The sequence below is a fragment of the Mycobacteriales bacterium genome (assembly GCA_030697205.1).
GTDB lineage: Bacteria > Actinomycetota > Actinomycetes > Mycobacteriales > SCTD01 > JAUYQP01.
This window is the reverse complement of sequence record JAUYQP010000042.1, coordinates 63966-87278: the sequence shown is the minus strand read 5'-3', so window position 1 is coordinate 87278 and position 23313 is coordinate 63966. Positions and strand designations below refer to the sequence as shown.

Genomic DNA, 23313 nt, shown 5'->3' with positions numbered 1-23313 from the left:
GGGCAGGCCATGCAGCGCAGCGCCTACCTGCTCACCGGCGACTGGTGAGCGGCCGAGGACCTGCTCCAGTCGGCGCTCGCGATCACGTGGAACCACTGGTCGTCGCTGCGCGACCCGCAGGCCGCGGAGGCCTACGCACGACGCACCATGGCGCGGCTGTCGACCCGCCGGTGGCGGCGCCGGTGGCACGGCGAGCGGCCGACCGAGGTCCTGCCGGAGACTCCGGTCGACGGCGGGCTGTTGCGCGTCGACGACCAGGCCGTCCTCGCTGCCGCGCTGTGCGAGCTGCCGCCCCGGCAGCGCGCGGTCGTGGTGCTGCGCTACTTCGACGACCTGTCCGAGGCCGACACCGCCGCAGTGCTGGGCTGCGCGGTCGGCACCGTCAAGAGCAGCACGTCGCGGGCGCTCACCCGGCTGCGCGAGCTGCTCGGAGAGACGGCCGACGCGCCGCTCGTGGAGGGACCGGCATGAGCGAGGACTGGCTGCGCAGGCGGCTCGAGGGACTGGCCTCCGGGGGACCGCCCGCGCCGGGTGACCGGGTGGGCGCCGTGCTGGGCAGGGCGCGGCGGCGGACGCAGCTGCGTGCTGCGGCGGCGGCCGTGACCGCGGCCGCGGTGGTGCTGGGTGCGACGGTCCTCGTCTCGGGCGGTGGCGCCGGCGAGCAAGGGCTGGTGGCCGCGTCCCCCGACCCGACGGCGACCTCCGCGGAGCCGGCCGCGTCCGGGACCCCTTCGGCCACGGCCACCGCGACCGCCACCCCGACGGACGAGCCGCAGCCGGCCGCGACAGCACCCGGTGCGTCCCCGACGCCGGTGCCGACCGACGCGACGCGACCCGCCAGGGACACGTCCGTGCTGCGGCTCGGGTTCATCGGGGACGTCCCGGGGGCGCCGAGCGGGCCGGTCCCGGGTGACAGCGACGGGGCCGTCCCGGTGGCGCTGCTGCGCGCGTGGGTCGCTGACGTCAACCGCGCTGGCGGGGTAGACGGTCGACGGGTGGAGCTCCTCGTGCGCGACGCCTCCGTCGACCAGGGCGACCGCCGGCGGGCCGCACAGGAGCTGGTGGACGCGGGCGTCGTCGCCGTCGTCGGCAGCGTCCTCAACCGCCTCTCGCCCGACGCGGGCGCCACACTGCTGGCCGAGCACGGCGTGCCGCTGGTCGGCGGCGACCTCGGCACTGCCGACTGGCGGACCAACCGACTCGCTTTCGCTCAAGGCGCCCTCGTCGACGAGCTGGCCGAGGGCATGCTGGCCGTCCTCGGCGAGGCGGCCAGCGCGGACGACCGCGACGCGGCCGTGGTCTGTATCGACGGCACCGCCTGCGACACCCTCCAGGAGGGCGTGGAGGACGGACGGGGTGAGGCCTACGGCCTGCGCGGGACCTTCGTGCAGCGCGTGGGCATCAGCGAGACCAACTACGGGCCCGTGGTGCAGCGGATGAAGGCCGCCGGCACCGACGTCGTCGCGCTGCAGATGGCCTGGCAGCAGGCGGCCTCGTTCGCCCTGGAGTTCGAGCGGCAGAACTTCCAGCCGCAGCAGGTCGTGGTGCAGCACGACCTCGCTGAGGAACTGGCCGATGAGCCCGAGACAGCCGGCTGGTACGCCGTGCAGAGCGTCTTCCCCCACGTCGTCCGTGACGGCGCGGCGGCCCGGTTCCACCGCGTCGGTGCGGACCTCGACCTCGGGGCTCCCGAAGCCCGCACGTGGGTCGCCGCCCTGCTGCTCGAGCGGGCGGTCGCGGAGCTCGACGGGGCGCGGGCGACACGGGCAGCCCTCGTGGAGGTCCTGCGTTCCCTGCGCGGCGAGCGGCTCGGCGGCCTCGCACCGCCGCTCGACCTGTCGGGACCGACGACCCGGTGCGTGATGGTGGCCCGCGTCGCCTTCGGCGCCTGGATCGCCCCGCAGGGCCTGCGCCCCACCTGCCTCGCGGACTGACCGGCCGACGTCACCGATCCGTCACGGCTCCGGGGACGAACACCCAGGAGCGGCACCCGACACTGGGAGCGGACCAGGACGGGGGTGGGGCATGACGACAGTCACGACAGGGCGTACGACGACAGCCGTACAGCCGCCGCTCCCTGCGCGGGCCGCTGCGCTCGCCGGCATCGCCGCTGGGCTGGGGGCGCTGGTGGTCGGCGAGGTCGCCGGTCGCGTCGTCCCAGGCGCCGCTCCGCCGCTCGTGGCCGTGGGCGACACCGTCATCCGGCTCGCGCCGCCCGCCCTGCGCGACGGCGGGATCGAGGCCTTCGGCACCGCCGACAAGCCGATCCTGCTCGTCACCATCGCGGTCGTCATCGCCGGCCTGGCGGCGCTGGCCGGGATGCTCGCCCGCCTGCACCCCCGGGAGGGCGAGGCCGCGGTCGCGCTGCTCGGAGCCGTCGCGCTGGTCGCCCAGCTCGCGAAGGCCGGCACGACCAGCGCCGGCGGCCTCTGCGCCGCGGCGCTCACCGTCGTCGTGGGGATCGTGCTGCTGCGCGCCCTCATGGGACGCGTGCCCTGGCGGGCACCCGACCCGCGACCCGAGGCCGCGCCCACCTGGTCGCGCCGCGCCTTCATCCTGCGCAGCAGCGTCGTCATCGCCGTCGCCACCGTCGGCGGCACCGTCGCGCAGTGGCTGGACGGCCGCGTCGACGTGGACCGGATCCGCGCGCTGCGCGTCCTGCGCCCGCCGGTGCGGCCCGCTCCCGGTGACGTGCTCGGCTCGACCGTCGACGTTCCCGGCATCTCGCCGCTCTTCACGCCCAACCGCGACTTCTACCGCATCGACACCGCGCTGGTCGTCCCCGCCATCGACCCCGAGACCTGGTCGCTCGGCATCACCGGCATGGTCGACCGCCCGCTGTCGCTGACCTACGACGAGCTCCTGGCGATGCCGCAGTTCGAGGCCGACATCACGATGCAGTGCGTCAGCAACGAGGTCGGTGGCGAGCTCGTCGGCAACGCGCGCTGGCAGGGCGTGCTGCTCAAGGACCTGCTCGAGATAGCGGGCGTCCAGCGCGGAGCGGGCCAGGTGGTCGGCCGCTCCGTCGACGACTTCACCGCCGGCTTCCCGACCGAGGTCGCTCTCGACGGCCGGCCCGCGATGGTGGCCCTCGGCATGAACGGCGAGCCGCTCCCGCAGCTCAACGGCTTCCCGGCGCGGCTCGTCGTGCCGGGGCTCTACGGCTACGTCTCGGCGACCAAGTGGCTGCAGGCGATCGAGCTGACGACCTGGGAGGGCTTCGACGGCTTCTGGGTCCCGCGCGGCTGGTCGAAGCTCGGGCCGGTCAAGCTCGCCTCCCGCATCGACGTCCCCCGCGACAGCTCGACCGTCGCGGCCGGCAGCGTCGTCGTGGCGGGAGTCGCCTGGGCGCCTGGTCCGAAGCGCGGGGTCGTCAAGGTCGAGGTGAGCGTCGACGACGGCGACTGGACCGAGGCCGACCTCGGCGGCGCGCTGTCGCAGGACGCCTGGCGGCAGTGGCGCGCCACCGTCGAGCTCGCGCCCGGCCAGCACGTGCTGAAGGTGCGCGCCACGGACCGGACCGGGGTCGTGCAGGACGCGAGCAGGCGCGCCCAGCGACCGGACGGCGCGACCGGCCACCACGGCGTCCTCGTCGTCGCCCGCTGATTGGACGCGCCTGCGTCGTACTCCTGAAGTCGGTGGACTGCGCCCCCACACTGGAGGGCATGGGGTACGTCGACTGCCAGCGGTTGAGCCAGGTCCTGCCCGACGGCAGGGTGCTGTTCAGCGATGTCAGCTTCCGCGTCGGTGAGGGCGCGAAGACCGCGCTGGTCGGGGCCAACGGGACGGGCAAGACGACGCTGCTGCGGATCATCGCGGGGGACCTGAAGCCGGCGGACGGCGCGGTCGCGCGCGACGGCGGGCTCGGGGTGATGCGGCAGTTCATCGGCTCGATCCGCGACGACAGCGAGGTGCGCGACCTGCTGCTGGACCTGGCCGCGCCGGGGATCCGCGACGCCGGGCGGGCGCTGGAGGCCGCCGAGCTCGCGATGATGGAGCACGACGACGAGAAGACGCAGATGCGCTACGCGACGGCGCTGTCGGACTGGGGCGACGCGCACGGCTACGACGCCGAGGTCACCTGGGACGTGTGCACGATGGCCGCGCTCGGGATGCCCTACGAGAAGAGCCAGTACCGCAAGCTCCACACGCTCTCGGGGGGTGAGCAGAAGCGGCTCGCCCTCGAGGCGCTGCTCCGCGGGCCGGACCAGGTGCTGCTGCTCGACGAGCCCGACAACTACCTCGACGTGCCGGGCAAGCGCTGGCTCGAGGCCGCGATCGCGGAGTCACCGAAGACGGTGCTGTTCGTCAGCCACGACCGTGAGCTGCTCGCCAATGTCGCCGACCGGATCGTCACGATCGAGGCCCACGGTGCGTGGGTCCACGGCGGCGGCTTCGCGACCTACTACGAGGCGCGGACCGCGCGGCGCGAGCGGCTCGAGGAGCTGCACAAGCGCTGGGACGAGGAGCACGAGCGGCTGCGCAAGCTGGTCATCACGCTGCGCGAGCAGGCCAAGATCAGCCCCGACATGGCGTCGCGCTACCACGCGATGCAGACCCGCTTCGAGAAGTTCGTCGAGGCCGGTCCGCCGCCCGAACAGGTCGTCGACCAGAAGGTCTCGATGCGGCTGCGGGGCGGGCGCACCGGGGTGCGTGCGGTCACCGCGGAGCGGCTCGAGCTGACCGGCCTGATGAAGCCCTTCGACCTCGAGGTGTTCTACGGCGAGCGCGTGGCCGTGCTGGGGTCCAACGGCTCCGGCAAGTCGCACTTCCTGCGGCTGCTCGCCGAGCAGCCGGTCGCCCACACCGGCTGGGTGCGGCTCGGCGCGCGGGTCGTGCCGGGGTGGTTCGCGCAGACCCACGACCAGCCTGAGCTGCACGGGAAGTCGCTCGTCGAGGTGCTGCACCGCGGCGACGACGCCCGCCGGGGCCTCGAGCGGGGCGCGGCCATCGGGGTGCTGCGCCGCTACGAGCTCCACGGCCAGGCCGACCAGCGGTTCGAGACGCTGTCGGGCGGCCAGCAGGCGCGCTTCCAGGTGCTGCTGCTCGAGCGGTCCGGCTGCACGCTGCTGCTGCTCGACGAGCCGACCGACAACCTCGACCTCGCCTCCGCGGAGGCGCTCGAGGAGGGCCTCGAGTCCTTCGACGGCACGGTGCTCGCGGTCACCCACGACCGGTGGTTCGCCCGCGGCTTCGACCGCTTCCTCGTCTTCGGGTCCTCCGGTGAGGTCTACGAGTCCGACGAGCCGGTCTGGGACGAGGGGCGGGTCGTGCGTGCGCGCTGAGCCGCTCGCCGCCGACCAGTGGGAGCGGTGGCGCGACCTGCGGCTCGAGGCGCTGCGGGACACCCCGATCGGCTACGGCGAGACCCACGCCGACGCGCTGGCGTCGCCGGTCGAGCGCTGGACCGGCACCCCCACGAGGCCCGGTTTCCACTGCTTGCTCTGGGACGGCGACCGGCCGGTCGGGATGGCCGGCGGCTTCGTCGACGACGCCGGGCGGCCGACGGTCTTCGGTGTCTTCGTGCAGCCGGGCTCGCGCGGCCGCGGAGGCGTCGGGCTGCTGCTCGACGCGGTCGCCGAGTGGGCGCGTGGCGAGGGTGCGGAACAGCTGCGGCTCGAGGTGCACGAGGACAACGCACGGGCGGCAGCGGCGTACACCCGTCTGGGGTGGGTCGCCACGGGCGAGACGCGGGCCTACAACCTGGACGAGACGCGGGCGTTGCACGCAATGGTGCGGTCGTTGACGTGATGATCGTCACGCTCTAGCGTCCGCAGCCAGTCCTCGACCCTCCCAGCCGGTCGGAGTCGCATGTCGCTGCGCTCACGCACCACGGTGCTGTTTGCCGTGCTCGGCTGCCTGGTGGCCGGTGCCGTCCCGTCGGGCGCCGACGCCGGCTGCGACGACCTGCTCGTCGGGGCCGCAGCCCCCGCGCGGCTCGGCGTCGTGCAACCCGCCGGTCCTGGTCGTGAGGCGCTGCTCGGCGTGCGCCGGGCCGTGTCGGTGCAGGGGGTGCGCAGTGCGGACGGTCGCCGGCCGTGGGTGCGGCTCGACGCGCCCACCGGCTTCGACCACGTCGGGTTTGGCCACGGCCTCGGTGTGGTGGTCGTCGACGCGACCGCCCGCACCTGCGGCGCCCTGCAGGTGCAGGTGCTCGAGCCGCGGCAGGGACGGGCGCGATGGGCCGCGTCGGTCCCGCTGCCCGCTGCGGGGCAGCGCCTGACCGGGTGGCTCGTGCCGTCGGTCGCCGACGTCACAGGCGACGGCGTCGAGGACGTCGTGGTCGAGGTCCGGACCTCGACGTCGGACCGCACCCTGCGCAACGCCGACGGTCGGCTCGACGCGACCGACGGTGCGGCCGGCACGGTCCACCTCGTCGACGGGGCGGGCGGTCGCGTGTCGTCACTGGTGGCCCAGCCCGCGGAGGCGGGGGCAGGGCCGTTCGGCGCGGTCGTCGCAGGGCTGCTGCTCACGGGCACGAGCACTGCGGGCTCCAGCGAGGTCGTGGCGCGTCGCGACGGCCGGCAGATCTGGCGCGCCGCGGTCCCGACCGAGCGGGGTGCGCCGCTGCTGCGCTCGTCACGGGTCGGCCCCGTCGTGGCCACCTCCGGGGTGCTCGTCGGGTCGGTGCGCACCCACCGGGTGGTGCAGCTCGACGCCCGCACCGGAGCCGTCGTCTGGCAGCGCACCTGGGCCGACACGGGACCGCTGCAGCTCCTCGAGTCCGGCGGTGACCTGCTCGTGGGGCTCGGGGGCCTGGGTCGCCTCGAGCGGGTGGCGGCCGCCGACGGCGCGACGGCCTGGCGCACCGGCGACGACCTCGGCGGCGGCGAGCGTCTCGTCGGAGACCTCGACGCCGATGGGATGGCCGACGTCTACGTCCCGGGCCCGCTGGGGTCGACCGCCGTGCTGTCAGGCCGGAGCGGGTCGTCGCTGCACCCCGGTGTGCTCAGCCACCTCACCGCCGACGTCACCGGCGTGGGCGACCTCGACGGCGACGGCCACGGCGACCTCGTCGCGACCCTGGCGGAGGAGAACCCGCAGCAGCAGGTCCTCGGTGGCGGCCCGCCCGTCCCGGACGGGCTGACGGCGCTGTCTGGCCGCACCGCTCAGGTCCTGTGGACGACGGGCGAGCGGCTCAGCGACCTCGCCGTCCTCGCCGCCGATGTCCGGCCCGGGCGCGGCCGCGACGTCGTGCTCCACGACCCCGAGACGGGCCTGCTCGCGCTGCGCGCCGGTCGCACCGGCCTGCTGCTCTGGCAGGTCGACCTCGACGACTAGCCGCGCTTTGCGGCCCGGGGCCTGCGTCGGGTATCGTGGCGGGCTGTTGCGCGGCGCGCCGTCTTGACGCGTGCCCATCGCACACCCCACCCGTCTCACCCGTGCACGAGGGAAGAAGAGCAGGCCCGTGTCCACCTACACCCCGAAGCCCGGCGACATCACGCGCCAGTGGCACGTCATCGACGCCACTGACCTCGTGCTCGGCCGGCTCGCGAGCCAGGCGGCCATCCTGCTGCGCGGCAAGCACAAGCCCTACTACGCGCCGCACCTCGACACCGGCGACTTCGTCGTGGTCATCAACGCCGGCAAGATCCACATGACCGGCAACAAGGCGGAGCAGTCGCGGGTCCACCGCCACTCCGGCTACCCGGGCGGTCTCACGTCCGTCTCCTACGCCTCGGTCCTCGCGACCCGCCCTGAGCGGATCATCGAGAAGGCCATCAAGGGGATGCTCCCGCACAACACGCTGGGCCGGCAGATGCTGTCCAAGCTGAAGGTCTACGCCGGTCCGACCCACCCGCACCAGGCCCAGTCGCCGGTGCCCTACGAGCTGAAGCAGGTCGCGCAGTGACGTCCCCCGCCCTCATCCAGACGGTCGGCCGCCGCAAGGAGGCCATCGTCCGGGTCCGCCTCGTGCCGGGCACCGGTCAGTACAAGCTGAACGGCCGCACCCTCGAGGACTACTTCCCCAACAAGGTCCACCAGCAGCTCATCAACGAGCCGTTCGTGACCCTGGAGAAGGCCGAGCAGTACGACGTCGTCGGCCGCCTGCACGGCGGTGGCATCTCCGGCCAGGCCGGTGCGCTGCGCCTCGCGATCGCCCGCGCGCTCATCGAGATCGAGCCCGACGACCGCCCCGCGCTGAAGAAGGAAGGCTTCCTGACCCGCGACTCGCGGATCAAGGAGCGCAAGAAGTACGGCCTCAAGAAGGCCCGCAAGGCGCCGCAGTACTCCAAGCGCTAACACCAGCCTGTACGCCGAGGCCGGCACCCGTTCCGCGGGTGCCGGCCTCGCGGCGTTCCCGCCCCCCTTGCGTCATAAGTCCTGAGCGTGGGCGTCTCCTGAATTGCTATGACGTTGGGGTGGGCAGGCGGGTCGCCTAGGGTCTGGCGGCATGACGGCAGGGAGCGCGCGGCGACTGTTCGGGACCGACGGGGTGCGTGGGCTCGCGGGCGGCGACGTCCTCACCGCCGACCTCGCGCTGCGGCTGGCCGCCTCCGCGGGCCGCGAGCTCGGCCGCCCCGGGATGCGGGTCGCGATCGGGCGTGACACCCGGCCGAGCGGCCCGATGCTCGCCGCGGCGGCCGCGGCCGGCTTCGCGGCGGTGGGCCTCGACGTGGACCTGCTCGGCGTCGTCCCGACCCCCGCGGTCGCCCACGCCGTCGCGAGCGGCGCCGCCGACCTCGGCCTGGTCGTCAGCGCCAGCCACAACCCGGCGCCCGACAACGGCCTCAAGCTCTTCGGCGCCGGCGGCTACAAGCTGTCCGATGCCGTCGAGGCCACGATCGAGGCGGGCCTCGACACCCCACTGCAGGGCACCGAGATCGGCCACGTGCGGGTGGCCGAGCAGGCCGCCGAGCCCTACCTCGCGCACCTGCTCGCGACCGTCCGTGCGCCGCTGACCGGGCTGAAGGTGGTCGTCGACTGCGCGCAGGGCGCGGCCAGCACGATCGCCCCCGAGGCCTACCGCCGGGCCGGCGCCGACGTCGTCGCGATCTTCGCCGACGGTGACGGCAGCCGCATCAATGACGGCTGCGGCGCGACCCACCTCGAGGCGCTGCAGGCCGCTGTCCTGGCCCACGGAGCGGACCTCGGTCTCGCCCACGACGGGGACGCCGACCGCTGCCTGGCGGTCGACGCGACGGGTGCCGTCGTCGACGGCGACCAGCTGCTCGCGGTCTGCGCGCTGGCGCTGAAGGCCACCGGCGCACTCGCCCACGACACGGTCGTCGCGACCGTCATGAGCAACCTCGGCTTCGCCCAGGCGATGCAGCGCGAGGGCCTCGCCGTCGTGTCGACGGCGGTCGGTGACCGCTACGTGCTGGAGGCGATGCTGGCCGGCGGCTTCTCCGTCGGCGGCGAGCAGAGCGGCCACCTCGTGCTGCTCGACCACGCGACGACCGGCGACGGCGTCCTCACCGGGCTGACCGTGCTGCAGCGGATGGCCGGGACCGGGGCGACCCTCGCCGAGCTCGCCGGCGTCGTCGTCGCGCTGCCGCAGGTCCTCGTCAACGTGCAGGCCGACCGCTCCCGCGCGACCGCGCCCGACGTGGTCGAGGCGGTCGCCAAGGAGGAGGCCGAGCTCGGTGGTGACGGCCGGGTCCTGCTGCGGCCGTCGGGCACCGAGGCGCTCGTGCGCGTCATGGTCGAGGCGCCCACCGACGAGCAGGCCCGGGCGGTGGCGCAGCGGCTCGCCGGAGTCGTCGCGGGATGAAGCGGGCGCTGACCCTCGAGGAGGCCCGCGAGCGAGCCGGCCTGCTCACGGTGTCGGCGTACGACGTGCACCTCGACCTGCGCGACACCGACGGCTTCACCTCCACGACCCGGGTGCGCGTCGACGTCGCGCGTCCCGGGGCGACGACCTTCCTGGAGCTCGACGCCGAACTGGTGTCCATGACCCGCGGCGGCATACCGGTGACCCCGGAGGTCGACGGCAACCGCGTCGTGCTGCGCGAGCTCGCCGCCCACGAGGACGTCGTGGTCGTGGCCCGCTGCCGGTGGAGCACGACGGGCGAGGGGATGCAGCGCAGCACCGACCCGGCCGACGGCGAGGTCTACGTCTACTCCCAGGCCTTCCTCGACGAGGCCCAGCAGCTGCTGGCCTGCTTCGACCAGCCCGACCTCAAGGCGCCGCTGACCCTCACTGTCGACGCGCCGCCGGGGTGGGTGGTCCTGTCGACGACGGCCGCGACGGTCACGGCCCCCGGCCGCCACGAGTTCGCGCCGACGCCGCCGCTCCCGACGTACCTCTTCTGCGTCGCCGCCGGGCCCTGGCACGGGACCACGACGACCCACGACGGCATCGAGCTGTCGGTGTGGTGTCGCCAGTCGGTCGCCTCCGTCCTCGACAGCGCGGAGGTCCTCGACCTCACCGCGCGCTGCCTGGACCTGCAGCAGGAGCTGCTCGGCCGCTACCCCTTCGGCGACCGCTACGCGCAGGTCTTCGCGCCGGACTTCATCGGTGGCGCGATGGAGAACCCCGCGCTGGTGACGCTGTCGGAGGAGCGCTACGTCCCCCGCGGGCGGGTCACCGAGGCGCTGCGGCGCGAGCGCAGCGAGGCCATCGCGCACGAGCTGTCGCACATGTGGTTCGGCGACCTCGTGACGATGCGCTGGTGGGACGACCTGTGGCTCAACGAGGCCTTCGCGGAGCTGATGGGCTACCTCACCTGCGACCGCGCGCTGCCCTTCGACGGCGTGTGGGCCGACTTCGGCCTCACGCGCAAGGCCTGGGGCTACCGCGTGGACTCCTCTCCCACGACGCACCCGGTCGCCGGCGAGGTCGCCGACACCCGCGCCGCCCTGCTCAACTTCGACGGCATCTCCTACGCCAAGGGCGCGTCGGTGCTGCGCCAGCTCGTGGCCTGGGTCGGGGAGGACGCCTTCTTCGCGGGGGTGCGCGAGCACCTCACCGGCCACGCCTGGGGCAATGCCACCCTCGCCGACCTGCTCGCGGCGCTCGAGCGCAGCAGCGGCCGCGACCTCGGCGACTGGGCGCAGCGCTGGCTGCGGACCCCCGGCTTCGCGACGCTGCGGGTCGAGGACGGCGCAGTCCTGCAGGAGGGTGGCGTCCTGCTGCCGCATCGCACGGGCATCGGGGTGTACGACGACACGGCCGGCGCGCTGGTCCTGCGGTCACACGTCGACGTCGACGTCGACGGGCCCCGCACCGAGGTCTCGGGAGTCAGCGGCGCGGCGCTCGTGCTGCCGAACCGGGGCGACCTGACCTTCGCCGCGGTGCGCTTCGACGGGGCCTCGCTCGACGCGCTGCGCCGCAGTCTCGGCACCCTCGCCGACCCGCTCGACCGGGTCGTCGCCTGGGGCGGTCTGTGGGACAGCTGCCGCAATGCCGAGCTGCCGGCGGCCGACTTCGTGGAGGTGGTCATCCGTCACCTCGGCGCGGAGTCCGACCCGGCGCTGGTCCAGACGCTGCTGGCGCAGGCGACGACGGCGGCGGCGCTCTACAGCGCCGACCCGGACCTGCTGACCGACCTGCACGAGGCGGTGCTGCGGCTGCTCGCCCTGCCCGACCTCGACGGCGACCTGCAGCTGGCCCTGCTGCACGGCGCGGCCGAGACGAGCACCGGACCCGAGCCGCTGCTCGGCTGGCTCGACCGTGGCGAGCTGCCGACCGGTGCGGTGCTCGACGCGGACCTGCGCTGGCACCTGCTGCGCGCAGCGGCGGCGGTCGGTGCGGTCGACGAGCAGCGGGTGCTCGCCGAGCTCGCCGCGGACCGCACCGACGCGGGGGAGCGCGGCGCCGGGATGGCCCGGGCAGCGCTCGCCGACCCGGTGGCGAAGGGCACGGTCTGGGAGGAGCTCATGTACAACCCTGCCGTGTCGGCCCCGAAGGTGCGGGCCGTCGGGCCGTCGTTCTGGCAGCCGCACCAGGACCTCGGAGCCTTCGTGGACCGCTACTTCGACGAGCTGCCGGCGGTCTTCGCTGCGCGCTCCGCCGCGGTGGGGCCGGCGCTCGCGCGCCACCTCTACCCGCGCACCGTCGTCGACCAGGAGGTGCTCGACCGCACCGACGGGCTGCTCGCGACCGACCTGCCACCGGCCCTGCGGCGCAGCGTGCTCGAGGTCCGTGACGACCTCGCGCGGGCCGTCGCCGCGCGCGCGTTCGAGCGCTAGAGCTCGAGGGTCGCCGACAGGGCGTCCGCCCACTGCAGATACCCCTTGTCGTTGGGGTGGAAGCCGTCGGCGTAGAGGCCCTTGTACGGCGGACCCGTGAACGCCCACAGGTCCGCGACCCGCAACCCGTGCGCCGCCGCCTGCTCGCGCACCCGCGCGTTGACCAGCTCCGTCTTGCGCTCGAAGACGCCCCGCGCCGTCGTCGACACGACCGCTCCCGCCGGCAGCGCGTGGCACAGGTCGTCGACGTCGCGGAGCCACTGCTCGCGGCGGGTCTTCAGCGCGTCGTTGCCGCCGACCACCGCGGTGAGCAGGTCCGGCTGCAGCTCCAGGCCGAGCGGCAGCTGCACATCCACGACCTCCCGGGTGCGCGCCCCCGACCGCGACAGGTTGAGGACCCGCCACGGCTCGCCGGTCGACGCGCGCAGCCGCTCGAGGACGAGCCCGACGTAGCCCCGGTCGTGCGCAGACGCCCCGACGCCCTGGGCCGCGCTGTCGCCGAGCGCCACCCACAGCGGGCCCTCGGTGGCCATCGCCGCCTCGTTGGCAGCGGCCCAGTCGAGCGCGTAGGCGCCGACCTGCTGCAGGCTCCTGCGAAACAGCCGCTGGACGAGGACCATGGGGTCAGACGGAACCAGATGGGGACGGGTGGCGTCCAACGCGGCACGACGACGACGGGGGTACGACGGTGACGCTCGCCGAGCTGGTGCACGGACGCAGGGCCGCGATCGTGGCGACCGCCGCCGCGGTCTCCGCCACGGTCGCCGTGACTGCGGTCCTCGCCGCGGGCGGTGACGACGCTCCGGCACCGCGCACGGGTGACAGCCTGGGCTCGGAGCCGACCGCCGAGCCGACGGTCGACCCGACGGTCGAGGCCAGTCCCGAGCCGTCGGCTGAGCCGAGCGCGCAGACGTCGGAAGCCGTGGAGCCCGCGGGGACCGCCGCCGGTGACGACCGCCGCGACGCGCCACGCCCGACCGCGTCGCCTACCCCAGAGGAGACAGAGGGCTACTTCGGGTGCCCCGGGCCGGTCCCCCCGACCGAGCCCGCGCAGCGCCAGGCCTCGAGCCACCCCGAGTCGGTGAGCCCCTCGCCCTCGCCGACCGACACGACCGTCGAGCCGACCGAGCCCGCGCCGCCGACGGCGTCGGCGAGCTCCACCGCCGACCCGGAGCAGACCGTCACCCCCTCGCCCAGCGGCAGCGCCTTCACGGGCACCGTCGTCTGCGGCCGACCGATGCGGCGTGACGGCGACCTGCTCGTGCCCGAGGTCCGGCCCGGCAGCGACGACGACCTGCCGCGCCCCGACGTGACCGGGCTCGACCCGCGCGAGCGCGCGGCCCTGGCCCGGCTCTGGACGCAGGCCGCCCGCGGTGAGCTCGCCTCCGTGCCGGCCTTCCACGACCTCGCCCTCGTGCTGTCTGCCCTCGGCGCGCCGCTCGACCTGGTCGCCCGGGCGACCCAGGCCGCGCTCGACGAGGTCGACCACACCCGCAGGGCCTTCGCCATCGCCGGGGCCTATGCCGGCGAGCCCGTCGAGGGCGGTGCGGTCCCGGGGCTCCTCGGCCGGCGCATCGGGCAGGCCAGCACGCCGCGCGCGGCACTGACCCGGCTCGCGGTCGAGGCCCTGGCCGACGGCTGCTGGCACGAGGGCGCGATGGCGGCGATCCTCCGGCTCGCCGCCGACACCGCCGACGACCCGGCGCTGCGCGCGAGCCTCGACGTCATCGCGACCGACGAGGCCGGCCACGCCGTCCTGTCGCTCGACCTGCTGGCCTGGTGCCTGTCGGTCGGCGACAGCCGGCTGCGCAACCGCATCGCGAAGGAGCTCGCTGCGCTGCCGCGCGAGGTGCCCTCGATGACCGACCGGGACGCCGACCCGGAGGTGCTCGCCCGCCACGGCTGGCCCACGTCGTACGACGTGGAGCGCGTCGTCGCGGCGCACCGCCTCGCAGTCGTCGCCCGGGTCGAGGGCCTGCTGGTCTAGCCGGCCGTCTGGTCGAGCCAGGCCGCGCGCAGGTCGTCGGGAACCGGCGTGGGCCCTGCGCTGTCGACGAGCACGTAGGTCGTCGTCACCGTGCAGCACAGGCGGTCCGCGACGCGCACGTGGAAGCGGACGGCGAAGCTGCTCGTGCCGACCCGCGCACACTCGGCGTCGACGGTCACCGCGTCACCCCAGCGGGCCGGCGCCGACCAGGCCAGCTCGCTGCCCACGACGCGGGTGTCGAGGCCGCGCTCGAGCACGCTCTCGTACGGCGTGCCGCGGACCGCGAGCCAGCCGCTCACGGCCTCGTCGCACCACGCGAGGTAGTGGCTGTTGAACGCGATGCCCTGCTGGTCGCACTCGATGTAGCGGACCGGCGCGCTCCAGACCTCCTGCACGGCGCGAGTCTGGCACGCACCGGGTAGGTAACCTCTGACCCATGTGCGGCATCGTCGGGTACGTCGGAAGCCAGCCCGCTGTCGACGTCATCGTCGACGGCCTGCGGCGGCTGGAGTACCGCGGCTACGACAGCGCGGGCGTCGCGGTGCTCGACGGCGGGGCGCTGCACGTCGAGCGCAAGGCCGGCAAGCTCGCCAACCTCGAGAAGGTCCTCGGCGAGACGACCATGCCGGGCACCCTCGGCATCGGGCACACCCGCTGGGCGACCCACGGCCCGCCGACCGACCGCAACGCCCACCCCCACGTCGACTGCGCCGGCAAGGTCGCCGTCGTGCACAACGGCACCATCGAGAACTACGAGACGCTCGTCGCCGGGCTCGAGGCGCGCGGCCACGAGCGGCGCAGCGACACCGACACCGAGGTCGTCGCGCACCTGCTCGAGGAGCGCTACGCCGGCGACCTCGCCGAGGCGGTGCGCAGCGTCTGCCGCGACCTCGAGGGCAGCTTCGTCCTGGTCGTGAGCCACGCCGACGAGCCCGACGTCGTGGTCGGCGCCCGCCGCAACCTGCCGCTGGTCGCGGGGGTCGGCGTCGGGGAGAACTTCCTGTGCAGCGACGTCACCGGCTTCATCGCCCACACCCGCGACGCGCTCGTCATCGACCAGGACCAGGTCGTCGAGCTGCGGCGTGACCGCATCACCGTCACCGACCTGCACGGCACCGTCGTCACGCCGGACGAGATGCACGTCGACTGGGACACCACCGCCGCCGAGAAGGGCGGCTACGCGCACTTCATGCTCAAGGAGATCGAGGAGCAGCCGCAGGCGGTCCGCGAGACCCTCGGTGGCCGGCTCACCGAGGGCGGCAGCATCCACCTCGACGAGATCGCGCTGTCCGACGAGGACGTGCGCTCCGTCGAGCAGGTCGTCATCATCGCGTGCGGCTCGAGCTACCACTCCGGCATGGTCGGCAAGTACGCCATCGAGCGCTGGTGCCGCGTGCCGGTCCACGTCGAGCTGGCCAGCGAGTTCCGCTACCGCGACCCGGTCGTCGGCCGCAGCACCCTCGTCGTCGCCGTGTCGCAGTCCGGGGAGACCGCGGACACCCTCGAGGCCGTCCGGCACGCGCGCTCGCAGAAGGCGTGGGTCCTCGCGGTCACCAACACCGTCGGCTCCTCGATCGCCCGCGAGGCCGACGCAGTGCTCTACACCCGCGGCGGACCCGAGGTCGCGGTCGCGTCGACGAAGGCCGTCATCACCCAGATCACGGCGATGTACCTCGTCGGCCTCTACCTCGCGCAGGTCCGCGGCACCCGCGACCCCGACGAGGTCCGCGCTCACCTGCGCGACCTCGCCGAGATCCCCGACCTGCTCGTCGAGACGCTGTCGCGGATGGACACCGTCCGGGAGATCGCGCGCGAGATCGCCCACGAGGAGCGGGTCCTCTTCCTCGGCCGCCACGTCGGCTACCCGATGGCGCTGGAGGGCGCGCTCAAGCTCAAGGAGCTCGCCTACGTCTCCGCCGAGGGCTTCAGCGCCGGCGAGATCAAGCACGGCCCGATCGCGCTCGTCACGGACGGCACGCCCGTGGTCGTCGTCGCGACCCGCCACGCGCTGCAGGCCAAGCTCGTCAACAACGTGCAGGAGGTCCGCGCCCGCGGCGCCCGCACCATCGTCATCGCAACCGACGGCGACGAGAGCGTGACGCCCTACGCCGACCACATCATCCGGCTGCCCGACACCAAGTCGCTGCTCTCGCCGCTGCTCACCATCGTCCCGATGCAGGTCCTGTCGGCCGAGGTCGCGATGGCCCGCGGTCTCGACGTCGACCAGCCCCGCAACCTCGCCAAGTCCGTCACCGTCGAGTAGCGATCCGGCGTCACCGCCGCCGTGCCGCCGCCGCCGACCGGCCGTGATCAACAGGTGGTCTGCACGCGACCCGCCGGCGTGTCCCGTGCAGATCGCCTGGTGATCTCGCTGGGTCGCCCGGGAGCGGCTGGGCTCCGGCATCGCCTAGGTTTCGTGGCAGCCGACCACCCGCGATCGAGGAGGGCTCATGACGCCGCAGGCGCAGCCCGTGCTCGACCGGCCGTGCGGCCCCGGGCCGTCGGCCCCGGGCGAGTAGTCGGATGGCGATCGTCGGTGTCGGCGTGGACGTGGTCGACGTGGCCCGCTTCGCGCGCTCGCTCGAGCGCACGCCCGGGCTGCGCAGGAGGCTGTTCACCGAGGCGGAGCACCAGGTGACCCAGGTGGCCTCGCTGGCGGCGCGCTTCGCCGCGAAGGAGGCCGTCGCGAAAGCGCTCGGGGCCCCGGGTGGGTTGCGCTGGGTCGACGCCGAGGTCGTCCGGGAGGGGTCGGGCCGGCCACGCCTGGCGGTCCACGGCGGGGTCGCCGCCGAGGCCGCGTCGCAGGGGATCACGACCTGGCACCTGTCGCTGTCGCACGACGGCGGCGTCGCCACCGCCGTCGTCGTGGCCGAGTCATGACGGCCAGGTCCGCGCGAGCCGCCGACACCGGAGCCGCGTCGTGAGGGTTACCCACACCGTCGCGCAGGTGCGGGCGGCCGAGGACGCGCTGCGCGCCACCCTGCCGCCGGGCACCCTCATGCAGCGGGCCGCGACCGGCCTCGCCGTCGAGACCGCTCGCTTCCTCGCGGGCAGGGTCTACGGCGCCCGCGTGCACCTGCTGGTCGGCGGAGGAGACAACGGCGCGGACGCTCTGTGGGCGGGCGCCCTGCTCGGAGGGCGGGGAGCGCAGGTCACTGCGACCGTGGTCGGCACCCAGCGTGACGAGGCCGCCCTAGCGGCCTTCGCGCGGGTCGGCGGGCGCCTCGTGCCGCACCCGCCGCGCGACCCCGACGCGGTCCTCGACGGGCTCGTCGGCATCGGTGGGACAGGCCCGTTGCGCGACCAGGCCGCCGAGCTGGTCCGCGACCTCGACCCGTCCCGCACCATCGCGGTCGACGTCCCGTCCGGGGTCGACGCCGACACCGGCGTCGTCGCGGGCGAGGCGGTGCGCTCCGTTCTCACCGTGACCTTCGGGACCCTCAAGCCGGGCCTGCTCGTCGGGGCGGGTCGCGACCACGCCGGCGAGGTGCAGCTCGTCGACATCGGGCTGGGCCCGTGGCTGCCGGAGCCCACGGTCCGGGTCGTCGAGGGCAGTGACGTGCCCGGTCTGCCCGAGGGCAGCGCCCACGACAAGTACACCCGCGGGGTCGTGGGGGTCGTGGCAGGCAGCCCGAGCTACACCGGTGCGGCCGTGCTGGCGGTCGGCGGGGCGGTCCGTGCCGGAGCCGGGATGGTGCGCTTCGCGGGCGCGACCCACAGCGCCGAGCAGGTCCGGACCCGCTGGCCCGAGGCGGTGGTCACCGAGGCCGAGGGCACAGCAGTCGTCGACGCAGGACGGGTCCAGGCCTGGGTGGTCGGCCCCGGACTCGGCACCGGGGCGACGGCCGCAGAGGCTGTCGAGGCGGTGCTCGCCTCCGGCGTACCCGTGCTCGTCGACGCCGACGCGCTCACCGTGCTGGCTCAGCACCCGCAATGGGTCCGGGACCGCAGCGCCCCGACGGTGCTGACACCGCACGACCGGGAGGCGGCGCGGTTCGGCCGCGAGGTCGGACCGGACCGCCTCGCGGCAGCGCGCGCCCTGGCCGAGGACCTCGGCTGCACCGTGCTGCTCAAGGGCGCGGCGACCGTCGTCACCGGGCCCGGGGGCACCTGGGTCAACGCGACCGGCACGACTCACCTCGCGACGGCCGGCACCGGCGACGTGCTGGCGGGCGGGATCGGCACCCTGCTCGCGCGGGGTCTGGAGCTCGGGCTCGCGGCCGCGGTCGGGGCGCACCTGCACGGCCTGGCGGGCCAGCTGTCCGGCGGTGCAGGCACGACCAGCGCGAGCCGGGTGCTCGAGGCCTGGCCCGACGCGGTGGCGCTGGCGCGGACTGGGAGGATCAGGGAGTGAGGAGCTGCGCCCAGATCGACCTCGACGCGATCGCGGCCAACACGCGTGCCCTCGACGAGCGGGCCGGCAGCGCGTCGGTGATGGCCGTGGTCAAGGCCGACGGCTACGGCCACGGGCTGGTGCCGTCGGCCCGGGCGGCGCTCGCCGGTGGGGCCGCCTGGCTCGGCGTGGCCTTCCTCGAGGAGGCGGCGGCGCTGCGGGCGGCAGGCATCGATGCGCCGCTGCTCGCCTGGCTCTTCAGCCCCGACGAGGACCTCGCGCCGGCGGTCGCCACCGGCGTGGACCTCGGCATCTACAGCGTGGCCGAGCTCGCGCGGGCAGCCGCGGCGGTCACGGGCCGCGCGGCCCGCCTGCACCTCAAGGTCGACACCGGCCTGTCCCGCGGTGGCGCGACCGCGACCGACTGGCCCGACCTGTGCGCCGCGGCCGCGAACGCAGAGGCTGCCGGCACCGTCGAGGTGGTCGGCGTGTGGAGCCACTTCACCCACGCCGACGACCCCGGCCACCCGACCTGCGAGCGGCAGGTCCGGGAGTTCCGCGAGGCCCTCGAGGTCGCCGACCGCGCGGGCCTGCGGCCGACGGTCCGCCACCTCGCCAACTCCGCGGCGACCCTCACCGCGCCGCAGACCCACTTCGACCTGGTGCGCCCCGGCATCGCCGTCTACGGCGTGACGCCGGTGCCGCAGCTCGGCGGGCCGGAGGTCTTCGGCCTGCGCCCGGCGATGACGCTGTCCAGCACGGTGGCGCTGACCAAGCGGGTGCCCGAGGGCTCCGGCGTGAGCTACCTCCATCGCTACACCACCGAGCACGAGACGACCCTCGCCCTGGTGCCGCTCGGTTACGCCGACGGGGTGCCGCGGGCCGCGACCAACCTCGCGCAGGTGCTCGTCGGTGGCCGGCGCCGACGGATCGCCGGCACGGTCTGCATGGACCAGTTCCTCGTCGACGTCGACGACGACGCGGTGGTCGCCGGCGACGAGGTGCTGCTCTTCGGCCCCGGCGACCGGGGCGAGCCGACCGCGCAGGAGTGGGCCGAGGCGATCGGCACGATCGGCTACGAGGTCGTGACCCGGGTGGGGGCCCGGGTGCCGCGCACCTACACCGGCGTCTGGGAGGCTGGGGCATGAGCAGGAGCCGCTCCGCCGGGCTCGTCGGCGCAGTCGCGGGGGCCGTCGCGGTCGGCGCCGCCGCGGGCCTCGCCGCCGAGCGCTACGCCGTCGGCCGCACCCGGCTGCGCCCCGACCCGGAGGCCCGCGAGGCCTTCGGCGAGCTGCCCGCCGACCGCGTCCTCACGGTCACCGCCGACGACGGGGTGGCGCTGCACGTTGAGGAGGTCGGCCCCGCCGACGCCGCGCTGACGGTCGTCTTCTGCCACGGCTACACCCAAGAGCTCGCGGTCTGGCACTACCAGCGCCAGGCGCTCGCACAGGACCTTCCGGGCAAGCTGGTCTTCTGGGACCAGCGCTCCCACGGCCGCTCGGGCCGCAGCACCCCGGAGCGCGCGACCATCGACCAGCTCGGGCTCGACCTGCGGGCCGTCCTCGACGCGACCGCCCCGAGGGGCCGCGTCGTCCTGGTCGGCCACTCCATGGGCGGCATGACGATCATGGCGCTCGCCGACAGCCACCCCGAGCTGTTCGGCGAGCGGGTCGTCGGCGTCGCGCTGCTGTCGACGAGCACCGGCAAGCTCGCCCAAGCCGCCTTCGGCCTGCCTGCGGTCGTCACGCCGGTCGGCACCCGAGTGCTGCCCTGGCTCACCCGCGGCATCCGCAAGCAGCCGAAGGTCTTCGAGCGCGGCCGCCGGCTCGGCACCGACCTCGCCTTCCTCGCCACCCGCCGCTACGCCTTCGGGGCCAAGGACGTCAGCCCGGCGCTGGTGGAGTTCGTCGAGCGGATGACCGCCGCGACGCCGGTCGACGTGATCGCGGAGTTCTACGACACCTTCGTCGGCCACGACAAGCTCTCCGCGCTCGGTGTCCTCGGCGATGTCGAGACCCTGGTGCTCGTCGGCAGCAAGGACCTCGTCACGCCGCCGGACCACTCCAGCGTCATGGTCGACGCCGTGCCCGACGCGCAGCTCGTCGTCGTGGAGGGCGCCGGCCACATGGTGCAGCTCGAGCGCGCCCCGCTCGTCACGCTCCACCTGCGCGCGCTCGTGCGGCGCGCGACCCGCCCGGTCTCCCGCACCGCGTGAGCGCCCACCCCGCCGTGCTCCCGACCGACGAGCTGGAGCAGCTCCACGAGCGGTGCCGGGGCTGCACCGCCTGCCCGGAGCTCGTCGCGACCCGCAGCCGCGTCGTCGTCGGCGACGTCAACGAGGGCGCCCGGCTGGTCGTGCTCGGGGAGGCGCCCGGCGCGCAGGAGGACCTGACCGGGCGGCCGTTCGTGGGACGCAGCGGTCAGCTGCTCGACCGGCTGCTCGGCGAGGCCGGCCTGCCCCGCGACGGGCTCCACGTCCTCAACAGCGTCAAGTGCCGCCCGCCGGGCAACCGCCCACCCACCCGTGCCGAGACCGCCGCGTGCCGGCCGTGGCTAACGACCCAGCTCGCGCTGCTGCGGCCCGAGCTCGTCGTCGCACTCGGCCTGTCGGCGACCCGGTGGTTCCTCGGACCGACCGCCCTCGGGCCGGTCCGCGGCCGGGTCCACGACGCTGACGTCGAGGGAGTCGGGCCGCTGCGGGTGCTGCCGACCTGGCACCCCAGTGGGGCGCTGCGGGGTGGCCCGGCGGGCGAGCCGCTGCGCGAGCTCGCCGCCGACCTGCGCAGGGCCGCGCTCGCGCTCGAGGGGACGCCCGCCCGGTGAGCGCAGCGTCGTACTCCCTGCCCCTGCCCGAGGACACCCGGGCCCTCGGCGCGGCCCTCGCCGCGCTGCTGCGCCCTGGCGACCTCGTCGTCCTCACCGGGCCGCTCGGGGCGGGCAAGACCGCCCTCACGCAGGGCATCGGTGACGGGCTCGGCATCACGGGCGTAACGAGCCCGACCTTCGTCATCGCCCGCGAGCACCACGCGGGGCGGCTGCCGCTCGTGCACGTCGACGCCTACCGCCTCGGCTCAGCGCTCGAGCTCGACGACCTCGACCTCGACAGCGCCCTGGAGGACTGCGTCACGGTGGTCGAGTGGGGTGAGGGCCTGGCGGAGCGGCTCGCCGACTCGTGGCTCGAGGTGCGCCTGGCTCGCGGTGGGGGAGGCGACGACGAACGCGTCGCGCGCCTCGACGGGCGGGGCCCGCGGTGGCGCGACGTCGCGCTCGACGTGCTGCTCGAGTCACCGCCCGCCCGGTCGTCGGGCTGGTCGCCGGCACAGCCCTAATCCGGACAAATTGGCCCGGCGGGGCGCATCCGGGGCGTGGTGCGCCGGGCTCGCTGTGCACGCGCACTGCATCACAGATGTACTACGAGGCGCCCGGTGGGTTGCTCTTTCGGCCGTGTTGCGGTGTGGTCTGTGAGCGCGCCCACAGCGCGCACACGACGATGACGTCAGGAGCACACATGCACAAGACGAGGTGGGTGGCCCTCATGGCCGTGCTGGCGCTGGGCGCGGCGGCCTGCGGGGAGAGCGGCGACGGCACGGCCACCCCTAGCGGAGGCGCGTCGACGGGCGGGTCGACCGAGACGTTCAAGATCGGTGTCTTCGGGCCCGAGCAGATCCCCCAGGGCGAGGACGTCCGCGACGGCGCGCTGTTGGCGGCCGAGGAGCTCAACGCCAAGGGCGAGGGCCCGAAGGTCGAGATCGTCTTCTGCGACTCCGAGGCCAAGCCCGACAAGGCGGTCGCCTGCATCACCAAGTTCGCGCAGCAGGACCAGGTCCAGGCCATCTCCGGCGGCTTCTCCACAGCCGAGACGCTTGCCGTCCTCGACACCGTCAAGCGCGCGAAGATCCCGTACGTCTCGGCCGGCGCAGCCGCCCCCGACGTGGTCAAGGGCGTCGACTCCACCGGTCCCGGCAAGTACATCTTCCGCATCGGCCCGGTCAACTCGACCAACCTCGCCGCGGACATGTGCCTCACCGCCGTCACCAAGCTGCCGAAGCTCGGCTTCACGAAGTTCGCCATCCTGCACGAGGACGCCGCCTTCGCGATCCCGCTGGTGAAGTTCCTGCAGGCCTGCCTGGCGTCGCCGAGCGCGGCGACCAAGGGCGCCATCCCCGTCGACAAGGGCGTGGAGCTGGTGGGCACGGAGAAGTTCACGCCGAGCGCCACCCGCTTCGAGGCGCCCTTCAAGAGCTTCACCGACAAGGGCGCCAACTTCGTGCTCGAGGTGAGCTCCACCCAGGTCGGCATCCAGCTGGGCAAGGCGTGGGCGGACCTCAAGCCGAACTTCGCCATGGGCGGCATCAACGTGGCCGGCCAGTCCTCCGCGTACTTCGACGTCACCAAGGCCGTCGGCCAGCTCAACGGCCCGGCCGGCGCCGTGCGCGCCCCCGTGTCGGAGAAGACGATCCCGTTCTTCGACGCCTTCCAGGGCAAGTTCAAGCGCGACCCGCTCTACAACGGCGTGGCCACCTACGACGGCATCTACACGCTGCACGAGGCGGCGGTGCGCGCCGGCGGCCTCGGTGCCGACGCCCTCGTCACGGAGCTGGAGAAGACCGACCGCATCGGGGCCTCGGGCGTCGAGAAGTTCAACGAGCAGCACGACGTGATCTACAGCGCGACCGACCCGACGAAGGGCCTGTCGCTGCTGTACTTCCAGTACCAGGAGGACGGCTCCAAGAAGATCGTCTTCCCGGAGGCGCTCGCGGAGGGCAACACCTACAAGCTCCCGCCGTTCGTCAAGCTCGGCTAGAGCTCTCCCACGCCGGTCGGGTCCGGCGGCGGGCGCTCTGCTGAGCGCCGCGCC

20 protein-coding genes and 1 pseudogene are annotated in these 23313 nt (G+C 74.5%); 19 read left to right on the top strand and 2 right to left on the bottom strand.

Annotated elements, in window-relative coordinates:
* The first annotated feature begins 60 nt into the window (after positions 1-60).
* The 10 genes and pseudogenes from Q8R60_13615 (at position 61) to pepN (ending at position 12135) form a co-directional block, all read left to right on the top strand.
* Entirely contained in the window at positions 61-471 is a 411-nt protein-coding gene (locus Q8R60_13615; GenBank protein MDP3713507.1) for a SigE family RNA polymerase sigma factor, read from the top strand.
* On the top strand, positions 468-1934 hold the full coding sequence (locus Q8R60_13610) for an ABC transporter substrate-binding protein (protein MDP3713506.1): 1467 nt from the start codon (positions 468-470) through the stop codon (positions 1932-1934). The genes Q8R60_13615 and Q8R60_13610 overlap by 4 nt, the downstream gene beginning before the upstream one ends.
* A gap of 91 nt (positions 1935-2025) precedes the next feature.
* Positions 2026-3606 (top strand): molybdopterin-dependent oxidoreductase, encoded by a 1581-nt coding sequence (locus tag Q8R60_13605; GenBank protein ID MDP3713505.1) that lies wholly within the window; start codon positions 2026-2028, stop codon positions 3604-3606.
* A gap of 59 nt (positions 3607-3665) precedes the next feature.
* Positions 3666-5285 carry an ATP-binding cassette domain-containing protein gene (locus Q8R60_13600; GenBank protein ID MDP3713504.1) on the top strand — a complete coding sequence of 540 codons (1620 nt, stop codon included), beginning with the start codon at positions 3666-3668 and terminating at the stop codon, positions 5283-5285.
* Entirely contained in the window at positions 5275-5751 is a 477-nt protein-coding gene (locus Q8R60_13595; protein MDP3713503.1) for a GNAT family N-acetyltransferase, read from the top strand. Before Q8R60_13600 ends, Q8R60_13595 begins: the two co-directional genes overlap by 11 nt.
* A gap of 60 nt (positions 5752-5811) precedes the next feature.
* On the top strand, positions 5812-7281 hold the full coding sequence (locus Q8R60_13590) for a PQQ-binding-like beta-propeller repeat protein (protein MDP3713502.1): 1470 nt from the start codon (positions 5812-5814) through the stop codon (positions 7279-7281).
* Between the two features lie 127 nt (positions 7282-7408).
* The gene (gene rplM, locus Q8R60_13585; GenBank protein MDP3713501.1) at positions 7409-7852 is read left to right on the top strand and encodes a 50S ribosomal protein L13; all 444 of its coding nucleotides are present in this window, start codon (positions 7409-7411) and stop codon (positions 7850-7852) included.
* Positions 7853-7866: 14 nt separating this feature from the next.
* Positions 7867-8244 (top strand): annotated as a pseudogene (gene rpsI / locus Q8R60_13580) (30S ribosomal protein S9).
* Positions 8245-8395: 151 nt separating this feature from the next.
* Positions 8396-9715, top strand: coding sequence for a phosphoglucosamine mutase (gene glmM / locus Q8R60_13575; protein ID MDP3713500.1), 1320 nt, complete (start codon positions 8396-8398; stop codon positions 9713-9715).
* Positions 9712-12135: an aminopeptidase N gene (gene pepN, locus Q8R60_13570; protein MDP3713499.1), complete on the top strand. Its 2424-nt coding sequence runs from the start codon at positions 9712-9714 to the stop codon at positions 12133-12135. Before glmM ends, pepN begins: the two co-directional genes overlap by 4 nt.
* Here the strand turns inward: pepN and Q8R60_13565 are convergent.
* Positions 12132-12755 (bottom strand): SGNH/GDSL hydrolase family protein, encoded by a 624-nt coding sequence (locus tag Q8R60_13565; GenBank protein ID MDP3713498.1) that lies wholly within the window; start codon positions 12753-12755, stop codon positions 12132-12134. The genes pepN and Q8R60_13565 overlap by 4 nt on opposite strands.
* Positions 12756-12823: 68 nt before the next feature.
* Between Q8R60_13565 and Q8R60_13560 the strand changes: the two genes are divergently transcribed.
* Positions 12824-14122 (top strand): hypothetical protein, encoded by a 1299-nt coding sequence (locus Q8R60_13560; GenBank protein ID MDP3713497.1) that lies wholly within the window; start codon positions 12824-12826, stop codon positions 14120-14122.
* Here Q8R60_13560 and Q8R60_13555 read toward each other — a convergent pair.
* A complete protein-coding gene (locus tag Q8R60_13555; protein ID MDP3713496.1) occupies positions 14119-14517 on the bottom strand; it encodes a thioesterase family protein in 399 nt (132 codons plus the stop codon). The genes Q8R60_13560 and Q8R60_13555 overlap by 4 nt on opposite strands.
* Before the next feature lie 41 nt (positions 14518-14558).
* Between Q8R60_13555 and glmS the strand changes: the two genes are divergently transcribed.
* From glmS to Q8R60_13515, 8 genes are all read left to right on the top strand, one after another.
* Entirely contained in the window at positions 14559-16385 is a 1827-nt protein-coding gene (glmS, locus tag Q8R60_13550; GenBank protein MDP3713495.1) for a glutamine--fructose-6-phosphate transaminase (isomerizing), read from the top strand.
* Between the two features lie 260 nt (positions 16386-16645).
* Positions 16646-17002, top strand: a complete 357-nt coding sequence (locus Q8R60_13545; protein MDP3713494.1) for a holo-ACP synthase — start codon at positions 16646-16648, stop codon at positions 17000-17002.
* 40 nt (positions 17003-17042) lie between these two features.
* On the top strand, positions 17043-18476 hold the full coding sequence (locus tag Q8R60_13540; protein ID MDP3713493.1) for an NAD(P)H-hydrate dehydratase: 1434 nt from the start codon (positions 17043-17045) through the stop codon (positions 18474-18476).
* Positions 18473-19603, top strand: coding sequence for an alanine racemase (alr, locus tag Q8R60_13535; GenBank protein MDP3713492.1), 1131 nt, complete (start codon positions 18473-18475; stop codon positions 19601-19603). The genes Q8R60_13540 and alr overlap by 4 nt, the downstream gene beginning before the upstream one ends.
* A complete protein-coding gene (locus Q8R60_13530; protein MDP3713491.1) occupies positions 19600-20670 on the top strand; it encodes an alpha/beta hydrolase in 1071 nt (356 codons plus the stop codon). The genes alr and Q8R60_13530 overlap by 4 nt, the downstream gene beginning before the upstream one ends.
* Positions 20667-21278, top strand: a complete 612-nt coding sequence (locus Q8R60_13525; protein ID MDP3713490.1) for a uracil-DNA glycosylase — start codon at positions 20667-20669, stop codon at positions 21276-21278. The genes Q8R60_13530 and Q8R60_13525 overlap by 4 nt, the downstream gene beginning before the upstream one ends.
* The gene (tsaE, locus tag Q8R60_13520; protein MDP3713489.1) at positions 21275-21784 is read left to right on the top strand and encodes a tRNA (adenosine(37)-N6)-threonylcarbamoyltransferase complex ATPase subunit type 1 TsaE; all 510 of its coding nucleotides are present in this window, start codon (positions 21275-21277) and stop codon (positions 21782-21784) included. The genes Q8R60_13525 and tsaE overlap by 4 nt, the downstream gene beginning before the upstream one ends.
* Before the next feature lie 179 nt (positions 21785-21963).
* Positions 21964-23259, top strand: coding sequence for an ABC transporter substrate-binding protein (locus Q8R60_13515; protein MDP3713488.1), 1296 nt, complete (start codon positions 21964-21966; stop codon positions 23257-23259).
* Positions 23260-23313: the final 54 nt, after the last annotated feature.

Bases quoted from the DNA above. Each gene is read 5' to 3' on its own strand.
- Q8R60_13605 (MDP3713505.1), top strand. From the start codon at position 2,026: ATGACGACAGTCACGACAGGGCGTACGACGACAGCCGTACAGCCGCCG.
- Q8R60_13545 (MDP3713494.1), top strand. From the start codon at position 16,646: ATGGCGATCGTCGGTGTCGGCGTGGACGTGGTCGACGTGGCCCGCTTC.
- Q8R60_13565 (MDP3713498.1), bottom strand. From the start codon at position 12,755: ATGGTCCTCGTCCAGCGGCTGTTTCGCAGGAGCCTGCAGCAGGTCGGC.
- Q8R60_13590 (MDP3713502.1), top strand. From the start codon at position 5,812: ATGTCGCTGCGCTCACGCACCACGGTGCTGTTTGCCGTGCTCGGCTGC.
- pepN (MDP3713499.1), top strand. From the start codon at position 9,712: ATGAAGCGGGCGCTGACCCTCGAGGAGGCCCGCGAGCGAGCCGGCCTG.
- glmM (MDP3713500.1), top strand. From the start codon at position 8,396: ATGACGGCAGGGAGCGCGCGGCGACTGTTCGGGACCGACGGGGTGCGT.
- Q8R60_13600 (MDP3713504.1), top strand. From the start codon at position 3,666: ATGGGGTACGTCGACTGCCAGCGGTTGAGCCAGGTCCTGCCCGACGGC.
- Q8R60_13515 (MDP3713488.1), top strand. From the start codon at position 21,964: ATGCACAAGACGAGGTGGGTGGCCCTCATGGCCGTGCTGGCGCTGGGC.
- Q8R60_13530 (MDP3713491.1), top strand. From the start codon at position 19,600: ATGAGCAGGAGCCGCTCCGCCGGGCTCGTCGGCGCAGTCGCGGGGGCC.
- Q8R60_13610 (MDP3713506.1), top strand. From the start codon at position 468: ATGAGCGAGGACTGGCTGCGCAGGCGGCTCGAGGGACTGGCCTCCGGG.
- glmS (MDP3713495.1), top strand. From the start codon at position 14,559: ATGTGCGGCATCGTCGGGTACGTCGGAAGCCAGCCCGCTGTCGACGTC.